Here is a 13,008-nt window from a genome sequence, read left to right as displayed (position 1 = left end):
ACCAGGACCACCGGGCCGATGCAAGCCCCAGATTGCAGCAGACCTGGCAGGAGCTGCGCCGTCGGCGCAGAACAGACGAGGCCACCCGTTTCGCGAGCGGCCTCGCCCGTGAATGGCGGAGGCGACGGGATTCGAACCCGCGATCTCGGCCGTGACAGGGCCGCATGTTAGGCCTCTACACCACGCCTCCGTGCAGTATTTGCCCGGCGCTTTCGGAGGGTGCGTTCGCACCCTCCTACGGACGCAAGCCTCAGTGGTAGGTGATCTTCGGAAGTGGCTGACGCCACTTCCTGCAGACACCTTGGTGCGCGGTAGAGGGATCGAACCTCTGACCTCATGAACGTCAATCATGCGCTCTCCCAACTGAGCTAACCGCGCATTCTAAGGCGGTGGCAGTTCCCTACCACCGCGCTGGTGGAGCTAAGGGGAGTCGAACCCCTGACCTCTTGAATGCCATTCAAGCGCTCTCCCAACTGAGCTATAGCCCCACAACATTGGAGCGGGTTACGAGACTCGAACTCGCGACCTCCACCTTGGCAAGGTGGCGCTCTACCAACTGAGCTAAACCCGCAGACTGGCTCCGGCAGTAGGATTCGAACCTACAACCCTCCGGTTAACAGCCGGATGCTCTACCGTTGAGCTATGCCGGAATGGCCTGGTTGGGGATCCTGGATTCGAACCAGGACTACCTGATCCAGAGTCAGGCGGGCTACCGTTACCCCAATCCCCAGTGGACCCGGTGGCGGAGAGGGTGGGATTCGAACCCACGGTGGCTGTTAACCACACCGCTTTTCGAGAGCGGCACCTTAAACCACTCGGACACCTCTCCGGAACAAGGTGGTGACCCCAACGGGATTCGAACCCGTGTCTCCGCCGTGAGAGGGCGGTATCCTAGGCCGCTAGACGATGGGGCCAGTATTGGTGGACCGCGTAGGACTCGAACCTACAACCTGCCGATTAAGAGTCGGATGCTCTACCATTGAGCTAGCGGTCCATCCCGAAGTGTATCAGGTATCGCCGACATTGTGAAGACCCAAAATGGTGAAAGTGGCGGAGAGGGTGGGATTCGAACCCACGGTACGGTTTCCCGTACACAGCATTTCCAATGCTGCACCTTCAACCACTCGGACACCTCTCCGGAATCTGGTGGAGCTAAGGGGATTCGAACCCCTGACCTCGTGAGTGCGATTCACGCGCTCTCCCAACTGAGCTATAGCCCCACAATTGGCGCGCCGGGCAGGATTCGAACCTGCGACCGCCTGATTCGTAGTCAGGTACTCTATCCAGCTGAGCTACCGGCGCGTAGGGAAGCCGCTGTGACCCGCTATCGCTCAGCGACAGCTTCGTCAGTTTAGCAGCCCGCCCGCTCCTTGTCAACCGGCCAGTTCATCCCAGCCGGTGCGGCGGGCAGACAACTTCGGAAGCGGCGTGTGCCGCTTCCGAAGTTGGATTGGTTGCGGGGGAGGGATTTGAACCCTCGACCTCCGGGTTATGAGCCCGACGAGCTACCAGACTGCTCCACCCCGCGGTGTACGATTGATCGGGCCGTGGACCGGCCCCGCAAGAAAGGATTGTAGCAGTTTCGCTCACCGTCGTCAACTAAGCAATTCCTGGAAAGCGCGGGCGGACCCGCTGCCGTGCCAGCAGCGGGTCCGCCGCATCTGGCGCACCGCAACCGGCGCACCCACGCGGGGCCTCCATTTAGAAACTCTGCTCCAGCTCATCCACGAGCGACCCAACGTAAGCCACCGCAGCGCGGATCGGCGCGGGCGTGGAGAGATCGACCCCGGCCATCTGCGCCAGCTCCAGCGGTTTCAACGTGCCGCCGGCCTTCAGCACCCGCAGCCAGCGCTCCACAGCGGGCTGCCCTTCATCCCGTATGGCCTTTGCGGCCGCGGTCGAGACGGTGAGGCCGGCTGAGTACGTGTACGGGTACAGCCCCATGTAGTAGTGGGGCTGGCGCATCCACGTCAGCTTCGCATCATCATCGATCTCGACTTCGCCGCCCCAGAACTCTTCCAGAATCGCGCCCTTGGTCTCCGACAGGGTGACGGCCGTAATCGGCGTGCCCTCCTCCGCCAGGGCGTATATCCGCCGCTGCAGCTCGCCCTCCAGCAGATGCCGCACGAAATTGTGGTGGTAGGTGGAAAGAAGCTGCATGATCACCCACCGGCGCATGCGCGGATCATCGGTGCCCCGCATGATGTGCTGCCCGACCAGGAGTTCATTCATCGTGGATGGCGCTTCAATGAAGAACGTCGACGGGCGGAAGTTCAGCAACGACTGGTTTCGCTGGGCCAGCAGCAGGTGGCCTGCGTGCCCCAGTTCGTGCGCGAGCACCAGCACGTTGCGCATGGTGCCGGTCCAGGAGATCAGGATGAACGGGTGGGCGCCGTAAGGAGAGGAGCAGAACGCGCCGGTGGCCTTGCCGACGTTGTCGGACCAGTCGATCCAGCGGTCCGTCAGCGCAGTGCGCACGATTTCCACGTATTCGTGCCCCATGACGGCGAGGCCGTCCAGAATGATCTCCGACGCCTCGGCAAAACTGACCGACGGGTTGTACCCGGGGTCCAGCGGCGCCTCGATGTCGCAGTAGAGGAGCCGGTTCAGCCCCAGCACCCGCTTGCGCAGCCGGGCGTACCGGCGCATGTGCGGAGCGAGTTCGGCCTGAATCACGTCGAGGATGTTGTGGTAAACGTCGATGCTGACCTCCTGCGGCTGCAGCAGCATGTGCGTGGCCGACTCGTACCCCCTGAGCCGCGCCAGGACCACGTTCTTCTTCACCTCCGCCGCAAACGTCGCCGCTAAGGTGTTCTGGTACCGGCGCAGCCCTTCGGAGAAGCTGCGAAAGGCCGACCGCCGGGTCTCCACGTCCGGCGAGCGCTCCAGCCGCCCCTCGTAGGTGGAGAAGGAGACCGGCACAGTCTCGCCGTCCACCGAAATGGGGTCAAAGCGCATGTCCCCGGCCTTGGCCCGGCTGTAGATGACGTAGGGCGCACCGGTCACCTCGCTGAGCGCGGCCAGGGCTGACTCTGTCTCCGGGTGCAGGGCGTGAGGCCGCAGGGAGAGAACCTGTTCCAGCCAGCGCCGGAAGGGCGCAAGGCCCGGCTCCTCGGCCAGGTAGCGCTCCACCGTGCCCTCCGGCAGGGCCAGCAGCTCAGACTGCAGAAATGCGAACGCCGCTGCCATCTGCGCCATCACGGCCTGCGCGCGGGCGTTGGCGGCCTGGTTCTCCGGGTTGGATCCGTCTTCCGAGAAGCGGAGGCTGGCGTAGGCGCCGGCCCGCAGCAGCCGCGCCCGCAGCCGCTCGTACTCGGTGAGGCAGGCCAGGAGGACGCCCGCCCCCTCCCCCAGCCGGCCCCTGTACTGGGTCACTTGCGGCGAAGACGCCACAATCGCTTCCAGCTCGCGCTCCCATTCCGCGTGCGTCGCGAACAGGTCGGTCAGCCGCCAGGTCTGTTCCACCGGAACCTCAGCCCGTGTCAGTCGGCTCGTCACCGCTGCCCATTCTCCTTTCTGTATCAGATTCCAACCGCATATCCCTCCACTTCGCCGCGCCGGGCCCCGGCGCCTGCGCCGACGGCCCATTCGAGCCGCGCGCCTTCCAGACCGCAGGACTGGGCGGCGCCGCCAGCGAACCAAAAGAGGATCGTTTCGTCCCTACCTTCGGAGGTGGCCCTGTGCCGACACGTATTCTGCTCCTCTCCGCCGAGTTCGGCTCCGGTCACCTGGCCGCGGCCGAGGCCGTCGCCGCGGCGTGCCGCAGCCTCTCGGCCGATTGCGAGACTGTCGTGGTGCAGTCCCGCAGCCCGCTGCTGGGCCTTTTCGCGCGCGCCTACCTCTGGCAGATCCGGCACACGCCTGGCCTCTACCGGCGGCTCTACCGGCTGCCGCCGGGCAAGCCGCTGCGCTGGCTGGTCATCCGGGTGCTGCGCGGGCCCGTCAGGCGCGCCCTGGATCAGTACAATCCCGACGTGGTTGTCGGCACCCACCCGTTTCCCGCCGGCGCCGCGCTCCACTTGATGACACACCCGCGCCGGCGGAAGGTGCCCGTGGTGATGGCCCTCACGGATTTTTCGCCCCACGGGTTCTGGATCTGGCCCGGCGTCGCCCGCTACTGCGCGGCGTCGCCGGAGGCCGCCGCCCAGCTGGTCCGTCGCGGCGCAGAGGCGGACGCAGTCCTGGCGACGGGCATCCCGGTGCGCACCGCTCTGGCGGCGAGCTTTCACACCGGCAGCCGCGGCCAGTCCCGCTCCCGGGCCCGGAGGGTCCTCGTGATCGGCGGCGGCCTCGGCCTGGGCCCCATCGCCGCCGCAGTCGACGCCCTGCTGAGCCTGCCCCAGCCCGACCTGCAGGTGACGGTGATCTGCGGGCGGAACGAGACGCTGCTCTCCCAGATCCGCCGGCGCCACGGCGGCGACCCGCGCCTCACGGCCCTGGGTTTCACCGACGAGATCGTCGATCACATGCGGGCAGCCGACCTGCTGGTGACCAAGCCGGGGGGCATCACCTGCGCCGAGGCGCTCGCCCTGGGCCTGCCGCTCTTGCTCATCGATCCGCTTCCCGGCCACGAGGAGGAGAACGCGGCGTACCTGGCCGGAACCGGCGCGGCCCTCGTGGTGGGACGGAACCGCGTGGCGGACGCGGCGCACGAGCTGCTCTTCCGCCACCCCGAACGGCTCGCCGCCATGGCCGCAGCCGCCCGGCGGGCGGGCTATCCCGCCTCGGCCCTGACCATCGCCGCGGAGGTGCTGACGCTCGCAGACTCGACGCGCGCCTAAATTGCGGGGATAACGACTTGATCTTAACCAAACCTTAATATCGGTAAGCTACAGTGAAGATGGCCTGCTGGTCGCAGGAGAAGAGGTGACGAAAAGACATGGCCGTACCCCGCAGTCGTGCGCTCCTTGCCATACTGCTTCTGGCCGCGCTGGTCCTCTCCGGCTGCGGCAGCCGACCGAAGGCCGATCCCAACGACCCGCTGGCCGGCACCATCACGGCCAGCGGCTCCACCGCGCTCCTGCCCCTCGCCTCGCTGGCGGCGGAGATCTTCATGGAGGAGCACCTGAACGTCACCGTCAACGTCAGCGGCGGCGGCTCGTACAACGGCCTGCAGCAGGTGGCCAGCGGCGCCGTGCACATCGGCAACTCCGACGTGCCGGCCACCGGCGAGCTGGCCGAAGGCCTGGTGGAGCACAAGGTGGCCATCGCCCCCTTCCTCATCATCGTCCACCCGGAGAACCCGGTGGAGGGGCTGACCATCGAACAGCTGGCCGCCATCCTACGGGGCGAGCTCACCAACTGGCGGGAGGTGGGCGGCCCCGACCTGGAGGTGATGGTCGTCAGCCGGCAGCAGTCCTCGGGCTCTCGGGCGACCATCGTCGAGACGGTGCTCGGGGGCGAGGGCGACATCACGCCGCAGGCCCTGGTGCAGGACTCCAACGGCAAGGTCCTGACCACCGTGCAGTATACCCCGGGGGCCATCGGGTACGTCGACGCGTCCTACTACCGGCCCTCGAAGGTGAAGGCCCTGGCTCTGGACGGGGTGACCTACTCCCAGGAGGCCGTGCTGGCCGGCCAGTGGCCCATCTACGCCTATGAATATATGTATACCAAGGGCGAGCCCACAGGGCTGACGCGCGCGTTCCTGGACTTTGTGCTGAGCCCCGGCTTCCAGGAGGAGTACGTGAGCGAACTCGGTTTCGTGCCGATTACCCGGGAGATTCAACGCTGATCCGGCCGCGGCCCCTGTGAGTCGGAGGTGTTCCCTGTGCCCGAGCGGATACTCGTAGTGGATGATGAGCCGTCGATTCTCGAACTGGTGGCCTACAACCTGCGCCGTTCCGGCTTCGAGGTGCTGACCGCGGACAACGGCGAGGACGGGCTGCGCATCGCCCGGGAGGAGGACGTCGATCTGGTCATCCTGGACGTGATGTTGCCGGGCATCGACGGTTTCGAGGTCCTGCGCGCCCTCCGGCGCCACTCCGAACTGCCCGTGCTGATGCTCACCGCCCGGGGCGAGGAGATCGACCGAGTGGTGGGTTTCGAGATCGGCGCTGACGACTACGTCACCAAGCCCTTCAGCCCCAGGGAACTGACCGGCCGCGTGAAGGCGATCCTCCGCCGGGCGCGGCGCTCGTCCGAGCCCTCAGACGGGGATCGTGTGACCCTCGGACCGCTCACCATCGACTTCGAGAGCTACGAGGTCCTGCGCGACGGCCGGCGCGTGGACCTGACCCCGACGGAGTTCCAGATCCTGGGTGTCCTCGCCCGGTCGCCCGGCCGGGTGTTCACCCGGGACGAGCTGGTGGACCGGGTGATGGGCCCGGACTTCTACGGCGACGTGCGCACCGTGGACGTGCACATCCGGCACCTGCGGGCAAAGCTGGAGGAGAACCCCTCTGCGCCCAAGCTGATTGAGACGGTGCGGGGCGTCGGCTACCGGCTCGCCGCACAGAGGCGCCGATGACACGGCGATATCGCCCGGCGCTCCTCTGGTTCGCCCTGCCGCCGGCCGCGGGGCTGACCGCGGCCCTCGCCTACGTCGCCTCCGGCCGCCTGGAGGCGGCCGTGGCCCGGGGGCCGGGGGCGCCGGATGTCCTCGTCGGTCTGGTGCTGCTCGGGGCCCTGCTGATCCCGCCGGTCTACGGCTACCGGGAGGTCAGCGGGCTGGCGCGGACCGCGGAGCGCAGTGCGGACGCGGCGCAGCGGCAGGCGGAGCGCGCTGCGAAGGAACGGCTGGAGAAGCTGCTCATGGAAAAGGCGCAGATGGACGTGATTCTCCAGCACATGGCGGACGGCATCCTCCTGGTGGATGAGCACCGGCGAATCGTGCTGGTGAACCCCGCCGCAGAGCGCATGCTGGGCGTCTCGCAGCACGAGGCGCTGGGACGGGACCACCTGGAGATCACCCACCACTTTGACCTGGACGAACGGCTGGCCCGAGTGCTGGCCACCGGCCAGCCAGAGTCGCTGGAGATCCGCCGGGCGCGTCCGCAGGGGCAGATTCTCGAGGCCCGCCTCGCCCTGGCGATGAGCGGCGGCGAGCGCTCCGTGCTGGTGATGCTGCGGGACATCACCCGGGCGCGCCAGCTGGAGCAGATGCGCACGGAGTTCGTCTCCAACGTGACACACGAGCTGCGCACCCCCCTCACCTCCATTCAGGGCTTTGCGGAGACGCTGCTGGAGGGGGCGCTGGATGAGCCCGAAACCGCCCGCCACTTCGTGGAGATCATGCAGCGGGAGAGCCGGCACCTGGCCGCGCTGATCGATCAGCTCCTGGACCTTTCCCGGGTGGAGTCGGGCAAGTTCCGGATGCGGCGGCAGCCCACCGCCCCGCAGAAACTGATCGCCGAGACGGTCTCGCGCCTCGCGCAGAAGGCCGAGCGCGCGGGCATCCAGCTCATGACCGAGGTTCCGGAAAGCCTGCCGCTCGTGAGCGCCGATCCCGACCGGCTGATTCAGGTGCTCCGCAACCTGGTGGAGAACGCGATCAAGTACACCCCGGCCGGCGGCCGGGTGACGCTCTCGGCCCGGCACGAGGGCGGCCGGGTCCTGATTGCCGTATCCGACACGGGCGTGGGCATTCCCCGGGCGGACCTGGGGCGGATCTTCGAGCGCTTCTACCGCGTGGACAAGGCCCGCACCCGCTCCACCGGGGGCACCGGTCTGGGGCTCGCCATCGCCAAGCATATCGTGGAAGCGCACGGCGGCACCATTGCGGTGGAGAGTGAGGTCGGAAAGGGCAGCACGTTTACCGTCGCGCTGCCCGCCATAACCGGCGTGGAGTAGGCCCGGCAGACTTCGAAAACGCTATGAGCACGTACGGAGGAGGGGTTCGATGGACCGGGTGCGCACCGCGGACCGCACCGCTCGGCTCGCGCTCACCGCCTGCGCGGTCCTGGTTGCCCTGGTGATCGCCGCCATCCTGCTCTTTGTGGGATCGGAGGGACTGCGGCTCTTCGCGGACGTCTCTCCCCTCGAGTTTTTCTTCAGCCCCGTCTGGAACCCGCCCCTGGACCGGTTCGGCGCACTGCCCTTCATGGTGGGCTCGGTGGTCGTCACGGGCATCGCGCTCCTGATCAGCGCCCCGCTGGGTCTGGCCGGCGCCATCTTCATGGCCAAGATCGCGCCCGACTGGATGCGCACGGTGCTCCGCCAGGCCTCCAACCTCTTCGTTGGCATCCCGTCGGTCGTGTACGGCTACATCGGCATGACGCTCCTGGTCCCCTGGGTTCGCGAGCACCTGGGGGGACAGGGCTTCGGCGTGCTGGTGGCAGGGCTTGTGCTGGCGATCATGGTGATGCCGACCATCCTCGGGATGTCGGAGGACGCGCTGCAGGCGGTGGACCCGGCGATCGAGGAGGGCTCGCTGGCCCTGGGCGCCACCCGCTGGCAGACGATCTGGGACGTGACGCTGCCGGCGGCCCGGCCCCGGATCCTCGCGGCCATCATCCTGGCCTTCGCACGCGCCTTTGGAGAGACGACCGCCGTGCAGATGGTCATCGGCAACTCGCCGGTCCTTGTGCGGTCGCTGACCACCGGCACGTCGACGCTCACCTCGCAGATCATCATGGAGATGGGGCAGACGCCGCCTGGCTCGCCCTGGAACCGGGCGCTCTTCATGATGGCCTTCGGGCTGCTGGCGGTCTCGCTGCTCATGATCCTGCTGGTCCGCTGGGTCAGCAACCGGGGGGTGGCACGCTGATGACCAGACAGCAAATCGCCGACCGGGTGGCCACGGCCGTGCTCTGGGGGGCGGGCATCCTCATCCTGCTGATCCTGGCCGGCTTCCTGCTGCCGATTCTGATCGAGGGCCTGCCCGTCATCGACTGGCAGTTCCTCACCACCCGCTCCAGTTCGTTCCGCGCCGGCGGGGGTGTCGGGGCACAGCTGTTCAACACGCTCTATATCACCGGCCTGTCGCTGCTCTTCTCCTTCCCGATCGGCGTGGGCGCCGGCATCTACATGGCGGAGTACGCCAAGCCCGGCCGGATGACCGACCTGATCCGGCTCTCCGTGGAGGCCCTGGCCTCCGTGCCGTCCATCGTGCTGGGCCTGTTCGGCATGATCATCTTCGTCAACTACATGGGCTGGGGCTTCACCATTCTGGGCGGCAGCCTGAGCCTGGCCCTGCTCAACCTGCCGGTTCTGGTGCGCAACACGGAGGAGGCCATCCGCGGCGTGCCCCAGTCTTACCGGGAGGGCTCTCTGGGCCTGGGCGCGACCCACTGGCAGACCGTTTCCCGGGTGGTGCTGCCCAGCGCCCTGCCGGGCATCCTCACCGGGCTGACCCTGGTGGCGGGCCGGGCCCTGGGAGAGACCGCCGTGCTGATCTACACCGCCGGCGTCACGGTCTCCCGCCACTTCCCGAACCCGGATGTCATGATCGCCGGTGAGACGCTGGCCGTGCGCATCTGGTCCGTCACCTCAGAGGGGCTGGTGCCCGACGCGGACCGCATCGCGATGGGCAGTTCCGCCCTGCTGATCCTGCTGGTGCTCCTCGTCAACTTCCTGATCGCCCTGCCGCTCTGGCGGTACCGGCGGCGCATGCAGTAGTCCTGAAGGAGGCTGACCTGACATTGACCGAGAAAGTGCGGATGCGCGCCGAGGGTGTCGACCTGTACTACGGCAGCTACCGGGCCCTGCGCTCCATCACCCTGGAGATTCCCGCCAACCGGGTCACGGCGCTCATCGGACCCTCCGGCTGCGGCAAGTCCTCCTTCCTGCGCTGTCTCAACCGGATGAACGACCTCATCCCCGGCGCCCGGGTGGAGGGCACCATCACCCTGGACGGCGTCGACATCTACGGCCCCAACGTGGACGTGGTGGCCCTCAGGCGGCGGGTCGGCATGGTCTTCCAGCGGCCGAACCCGTTTCCCATGTCCATCTACGACAACGTGGCCTACGGACCCCGGGTTCACGGCGAGCGGCGCAAGGCGGTGCTGGACGACCTGGTGGAGCAGTCGCTGCGGGGCGCCGCCCTCTGGGACGAGGTGAAGGACCGGCTACACCGGTCGGCCCTGGGCCTTTCCGGCGGCCAGCAGCAGCGCCTCTGCATCGCCCGCTCGCTCGCGGTGAAGCCGGAGGTGCTGCTCATGGACGAGCCGGCGTCGGCCCTGGATCCCATCTCCACCGCCAAGATCGAGGAGCTGATCCGGGAGCTCAGATCGCAGTACTCCATCGTCATCGTGACCCACAACATGCAGCAGGCGGCCCGCATCTCCGACTACACGGCCTTCTTCCTCTCGGGCGAGCTCATCGAACACGGACCGACCGGCGCCATCTTCACCAACCCCAGAGACCAGCGCACGGAGGACTACATCACCGGCCGATTCGGCTGAGCTGAAGGAGGTTGCAGCGCATGGCCGCCCGTTCTGCGTTCGACGAGCAGCTTTCGCTGCTCCAGCGGGACATGTTGCGCATGGGCGTGTTCGTGAACGAGGCGATCGACAAGGCGGTTCAGTCCCTGCAGAAGCTGGACCGGAAGCTGGCCGAGGCAGTCATCGACGGCGACGAGGTGGCCGACCGCATGGCCATCGACCTCCAGCAGCGCTGCCTCCAGCTGATGGCCCTGCAGCAGCCGCTGGCCCGCGACCTGCGCGTCATCGGCACCGTGCTGAAGGTCGTCACCGACCTGGAACGCATGGCCGACCACGCGACCGACATCGCGAAGGTGGTCCTCCGCCTGGACGGCGACGCGCCGCCGAAGCCGCTCCTGGACATCCCGCTCATGGCCCAGCGGGTCCAGGAGATGAACCGCGAGGCGCTGGACGCCTGGGTGCAGGGCGACTCCGAGCGGGCCCGGCGCATGGCCGAGCGGGACGACGAGATCGACGGGCTCTACCGCAGGCTGTTCGACGAGCTGCTGCAGGTGATGCAGTCGGATCCCAGGTCGGTCCGCACCGCCACGTACCTGCTGCTGGTCGCCCACTACCTGGAGCGCATCGGCGACCACGCCACCAACCTGGGCGAGTGGACGATCTACCAGGAGACCGGCGAGCTGCAGGACCTGAACGGATAGTGAAAAGCGGCCAGGCGAGGCGCCTGGCCGCAGTTTTATTCATGCTCCGAGGGCCCGATGTGAAGTAAGCAGTGAGCTGTGAGCAGTGAGCTGTGAGCTATGAGCTGTGAGTTGTGAGTCTTGGGCCGCGAGTGGTTGGCGCACGAATCGGGTCATGCCCTCCATGTTGACGAAATGGCCTGTGAGGAAGGCGGCCGCGGCTTCGCGGCTCGCCTTCTCGACTGGGAACCGCAACTTTTTCGCTTTGCCTGGGAGGCGCAAGCGAAAAACTTGCGGCTCCGAGATCGCTGCGGTGGGTTCGCGGACGGTCGCGCTGCAGGATCGCCGCCGTCGACGAGGCGATGGTGACATAACATGGCCTCCAGGTTGACGTAATGCCCCACGAGGCAGGGAACTGCGGCTTCACGACTCGTCTTCTCGGATGGGAACCGCAACTTTACCGCTTTGCCTGGGAGGCGCAAGCGAAAAACTTGCGGCTCCGAGATCGCTGCGGTGGGTTCGCGGACGGTCGCGCTGCAGGATCGCCGCCGTCGACGAGGCGATGGTGACATAACATGGCCTCCAGGTTGACGTAATGCCCCACGAGGCAGGGAACTGCGGCTTCACGACTCGTCTTCTCGGATGGGAACCGCAACTTTACCGCTTTGCCTGGGAGGCGCAAGCGAAAAACTTGCGGCTCCGAGATCGCTGCGGTGGGTTCGCGGACGGTCGCGCTGCAGGATCGCCGCCGTCGATGAGGCCATGATGACATAACATGGCCTCCAGGTTGACGTAATGCCCCACGAGGCAGGGAACTGTGGCTTCACGACTCGTCTTCTCGGATGGGAACCGCAACTTTACCGCTTTGCCTGGGAGGCGCAAGCGAAAAACTTGCGGCTCCGAGATCGCTGCGGTGGGTTCGCGGACGGTCGCGCTGCAGGATCGCCGCCGTCGATGAGGCCATGATGACATAACATGGCCTCCAGGTTGACGTAAGGCCCCACGAGGCAGGGAGCTGCGGCTTCACGGCTCGTCTTCTCGGATGGGAACCGCAACTTTACCGCTTTGCCTGGGAGGCGCAAGCGAAAAATCTGCGGCTCCCAATCCCTGGGCTGCCACGTCGGAAAATGCTGGGGACACATCAGGCATGGATCGGCAGAAAAACGGGAATCGGCCGCACTGCGATCAGTGCGGCCGATTCCCGTCAACGCCAAGCCCCGCTGCGAGCGGAGAGGGCGAGGGCACAGGCGGAGCGCGCTATCGCGTCTGCATCTGCCCGAGCCTGGCCCGCCAGAGCCAGCGCCGCTCCCGCCGCCGCATCTTGGCGGGGATGTACTGGTAATTGGTGATCGCCTCGGCGAACAGCCTCCGCGCAAGCGCCGTGTGACCGCTTGCCCGGCACAGGTGGCCCGCCCGGGTGAGGATCTCGACGCTCTCGAACTGCTCCAGCGCAGAGACGAGTTCCTCGATCTGCCCGTCATCCCGCTGCGCGGCCGCCTCCTCGATCAGGAAGAGATAGGGCTCGCCATACGCGACGTTGGGCTGCAGGGCCAGGGCCTTCTCCAGCAGGCCCCGCCCCTCCTCGTGCTGCCCCAGCTTCACCCGGGCCGCGCCCAGCAGGTAGTGCGCCCGCGCGCTGTCCTCGCCGCGCTCCAGCGCCCGCTGCAGGTACTCGGCAGCCTGCGGGTAACGTCCGCTACGCAGGTAGTGCTCGCCCAGCTCCACCATGGCCCGCACGTCGGACGGATTCACCTGCACGGTGTAGCGCAGGCTGGCGATGCGCCGGCGGTGGTGAATCAGGGCCATGAGCCGTGCGCCGATGCCGAAGTAGCGGTTGTCCAGGTACACGAGCACGAGCAGCAGCAGGAGCAGCTGACCGAGCGGGTTGCGGAGCAGGTACCAGATCGCCAGCCAGAGGCCGAATGTCTTCACCGCGGGGTCCGCCCCTTCCTCATTGGATGAACCTCACCTACCACGGATTCGACGGCCCCTGATCGATACCTGCC

At 67.1% G+C, this 13,008-nt stretch carries 10 protein-coding genes and 13 tRNA genes; 8 read left to right on the top strand and 15 right to left on the bottom strand.

Annotation, left to right across the window (positions count from 1 at the left end; all coding sequences use genetic code 11):
* Positions 1-113: 113 nt before the first annotated feature.
* The 14 genes from ACZ45O_RS18235 to pepF all read right to left on the bottom strand — a co-directional run bounded on the left by ACZ45O_RS18235 (position 114) and on the right by pepF (position 3,498).
* Positions 114-190 (bottom strand) — tRNA-Asp (locus ACZ45O_RS18235).
* 112 nt (positions 191-302) lie between these two features.
* A tRNA-Val gene (locus ACZ45O_RS18230) sits at positions 303-378 on the bottom strand.
* 34 nt (positions 379-412) lie between these two features.
* Positions 413-488 (bottom strand) — tRNA-Ala (locus ACZ45O_RS18225).
* 7 nt (positions 489-495) lie between these two features.
* Positions 496-571, bottom strand: a tRNA-Gly gene (locus ACZ45O_RS18220).
* 4 nt (positions 572-575) lie between these two features.
* Positions 576-650 (bottom strand) — tRNA-Asn (locus ACZ45O_RS18215).
* A 6-nt stretch (positions 651-656) separates the two neighbouring features.
* Positions 657-730, bottom strand: a tRNA-Gln gene (locus tag ACZ45O_RS18210).
* Between the two features lie 10 nt (positions 731-740).
* Positions 741-829, bottom strand: a tRNA-Ser gene (locus tag ACZ45O_RS18205).
* Between the two features lie 9 nt (positions 830-838).
* Positions 839-914 (bottom strand) — tRNA-Glu (locus ACZ45O_RS18200).
* A gap of 5 nt (positions 915-919) precedes the next feature.
* Positions 920-994: transfer RNA gene (locus ACZ45O_RS18195), tRNA-Lys, on the bottom strand.
* Positions 995-1,048: 54 nt separating this feature from the next.
* Positions 1,049-1,138 (bottom strand) — tRNA-Ser (locus ACZ45O_RS18190).
* 6 nt (positions 1,139-1,144) lie between these two features.
* Positions 1,145-1,220 (bottom strand) — tRNA-Ala (locus tag ACZ45O_RS18185).
* Positions 1,221-1,225: 5 nt separating this feature from the next.
* Positions 1,226-1,302: transfer RNA gene (locus ACZ45O_RS18180), tRNA-Arg, on the bottom strand.
* Between the two features lie 149 nt (positions 1,303-1,451).
* Positions 1,452-1,528 (bottom strand) — tRNA-Met (locus tag ACZ45O_RS18175).
* 173 nt (positions 1,529-1,701) lie between these two features.
* Complete coding sequence (pepF, locus tag ACZ45O_RS18170; RefSeq protein WP_464854926.1) at positions 1,702-3,498, bottom strand: oligoendopeptidase F; 1,797 nt, start codon at positions 3,496-3,498, stop codon at positions 1,702-1,704.
* A 182-nt stretch (positions 3,499-3,680) separates the two neighbouring features.
* Here pepF and ACZ45O_RS18165 point away from each other — a divergent pair, with 182 nt between their 5' ends.
* The 8 genes from ACZ45O_RS18165 (at position 3,681) to phoU (ending at position 11,023) form a co-directional block, all read left to right on the top strand.
* Positions 3,681-4,781 (top strand): MGDG synthase family glycosyltransferase, encoded by a 1,101-nt coding sequence (locus ACZ45O_RS18165; RefSeq protein ID WP_464854925.1) that lies wholly within the window; start codon positions 3,681-3,683, stop codon positions 4,779-4,781.
* A 98-nt stretch (positions 4,782-4,879) separates the two neighbouring features.
* The gene (locus ACZ45O_RS18160; RefSeq protein ID WP_464854924.1) at positions 4,880-5,734 is read left to right on the top strand and encodes a phosphate ABC transporter substrate-binding protein; all 855 of its coding nucleotides are present in this window, start codon (positions 4,880-4,882) and stop codon (positions 5,732-5,734) included.
* 27 nt (positions 5,735-5,761) lie between these two features.
* Positions 5,762-6,469, top strand: a complete 708-nt coding sequence (locus tag ACZ45O_RS18155; protein WP_464854923.1) for a response regulator transcription factor — start codon at positions 5,762-5,764, stop codon at positions 6,467-6,469.
* Complete coding sequence (gene pnpS / locus ACZ45O_RS18150; protein ID WP_464854922.1) at positions 6,466-7,791, top strand: two-component system histidine kinase PnpS; 1,326 nt, start codon at positions 6,466-6,468, stop codon at positions 7,789-7,791. The genes ACZ45O_RS18155 and pnpS overlap by 4 nt, the downstream gene beginning before the upstream one ends.
* Before the next feature lie 49 nt (positions 7,792-7,840).
* Complete coding sequence (gene pstC, locus ACZ45O_RS18145; RefSeq protein ID WP_464854921.1) at positions 7,841-8,707, top strand: phosphate ABC transporter permease subunit PstC; 867 nt, start codon at positions 7,841-7,843, stop codon at positions 8,705-8,707.
* Entirely contained in the window at positions 8,707-9,558 is an 852-nt protein-coding gene (gene pstA, locus ACZ45O_RS18140; protein ID WP_464854920.1) for a phosphate ABC transporter permease PstA, read from the top strand. The genes pstC and pstA overlap by 1 nt, the downstream gene beginning before the upstream one ends.
* A gap of 41 nt (positions 9,559-9,599) precedes the next feature.
* Positions 9,600-10,343, top strand: a complete 744-nt coding sequence (pstB, locus tag ACZ45O_RS18135; RefSeq protein ID WP_464857837.1) for a phosphate ABC transporter ATP-binding protein PstB — start codon at positions 9,600-9,602, stop codon at positions 10,341-10,343.
* 20 nt (positions 10,344-10,363) lie between these two features.
* Positions 10,364-11,023, top strand: coding sequence for a phosphate signaling complex protein PhoU (gene phoU, locus ACZ45O_RS18130; protein ID WP_464854919.1), 660 nt, complete (start codon positions 10,364-10,366; stop codon positions 11,021-11,023).
* A 1,236-nt stretch (positions 11,024-12,259) separates the two neighbouring features.
* Here the strand turns inward: phoU and ACZ45O_RS18125 are convergent.
* A complete protein-coding gene (locus tag ACZ45O_RS18125; RefSeq protein ID WP_464854918.1) occupies positions 12,260-12,934 on the bottom strand; it encodes a tetratricopeptide repeat protein in 675 nt (224 codons plus the stop codon).
* Between the last annotated feature and the right edge of the window lie 74 nt (positions 12,935-13,008).

The organism is Symbiobacterium turbinis (assembly GCF_055383075.1).
Note: the sequence above shows the minus strand (reverse complement) of the source record. Positions and strands in the feature narration are given on the sequence as shown.

Coding starts and splice junctions, on each gene's coding strand:
- ACZ45O_RS18160 (WP_464854924.1), top strand. CDS start 4,880: ATGGCCGTACCCCGCAGTCGTGCGCTCCTTGCCATACTGCTTCTGGCC.
- pnpS (WP_464854922.1), top strand. CDS start 6,466: ATGACACGGCGATATCGCCCGGCGCTCCTCTGGTTCGCCCTGCCGCCG.
- pstC (WP_464854921.1), top strand. CDS start 7,841: ATGGACCGGGTGCGCACCGCGGACCGCACCGCTCGGCTCGCGCTCACC.
- pstA (WP_464854920.1), top strand. CDS start 8,707: ATGACCAGACAGCAAATCGCCGACCGGGTGGCCACGGCCGTGCTCTGG.
- pstB (WP_464857837.1), top strand. CDS start 9,600: ATGCGCGCCGAGGGTGTCGACCTGTACTACGGCAGCTACCGGGCCCTG.
- phoU (WP_464854919.1), top strand. CDS start 10,364: ATGGCCGCCCGTTCTGCGTTCGACGAGCAGCTTTCGCTGCTCCAGCGG.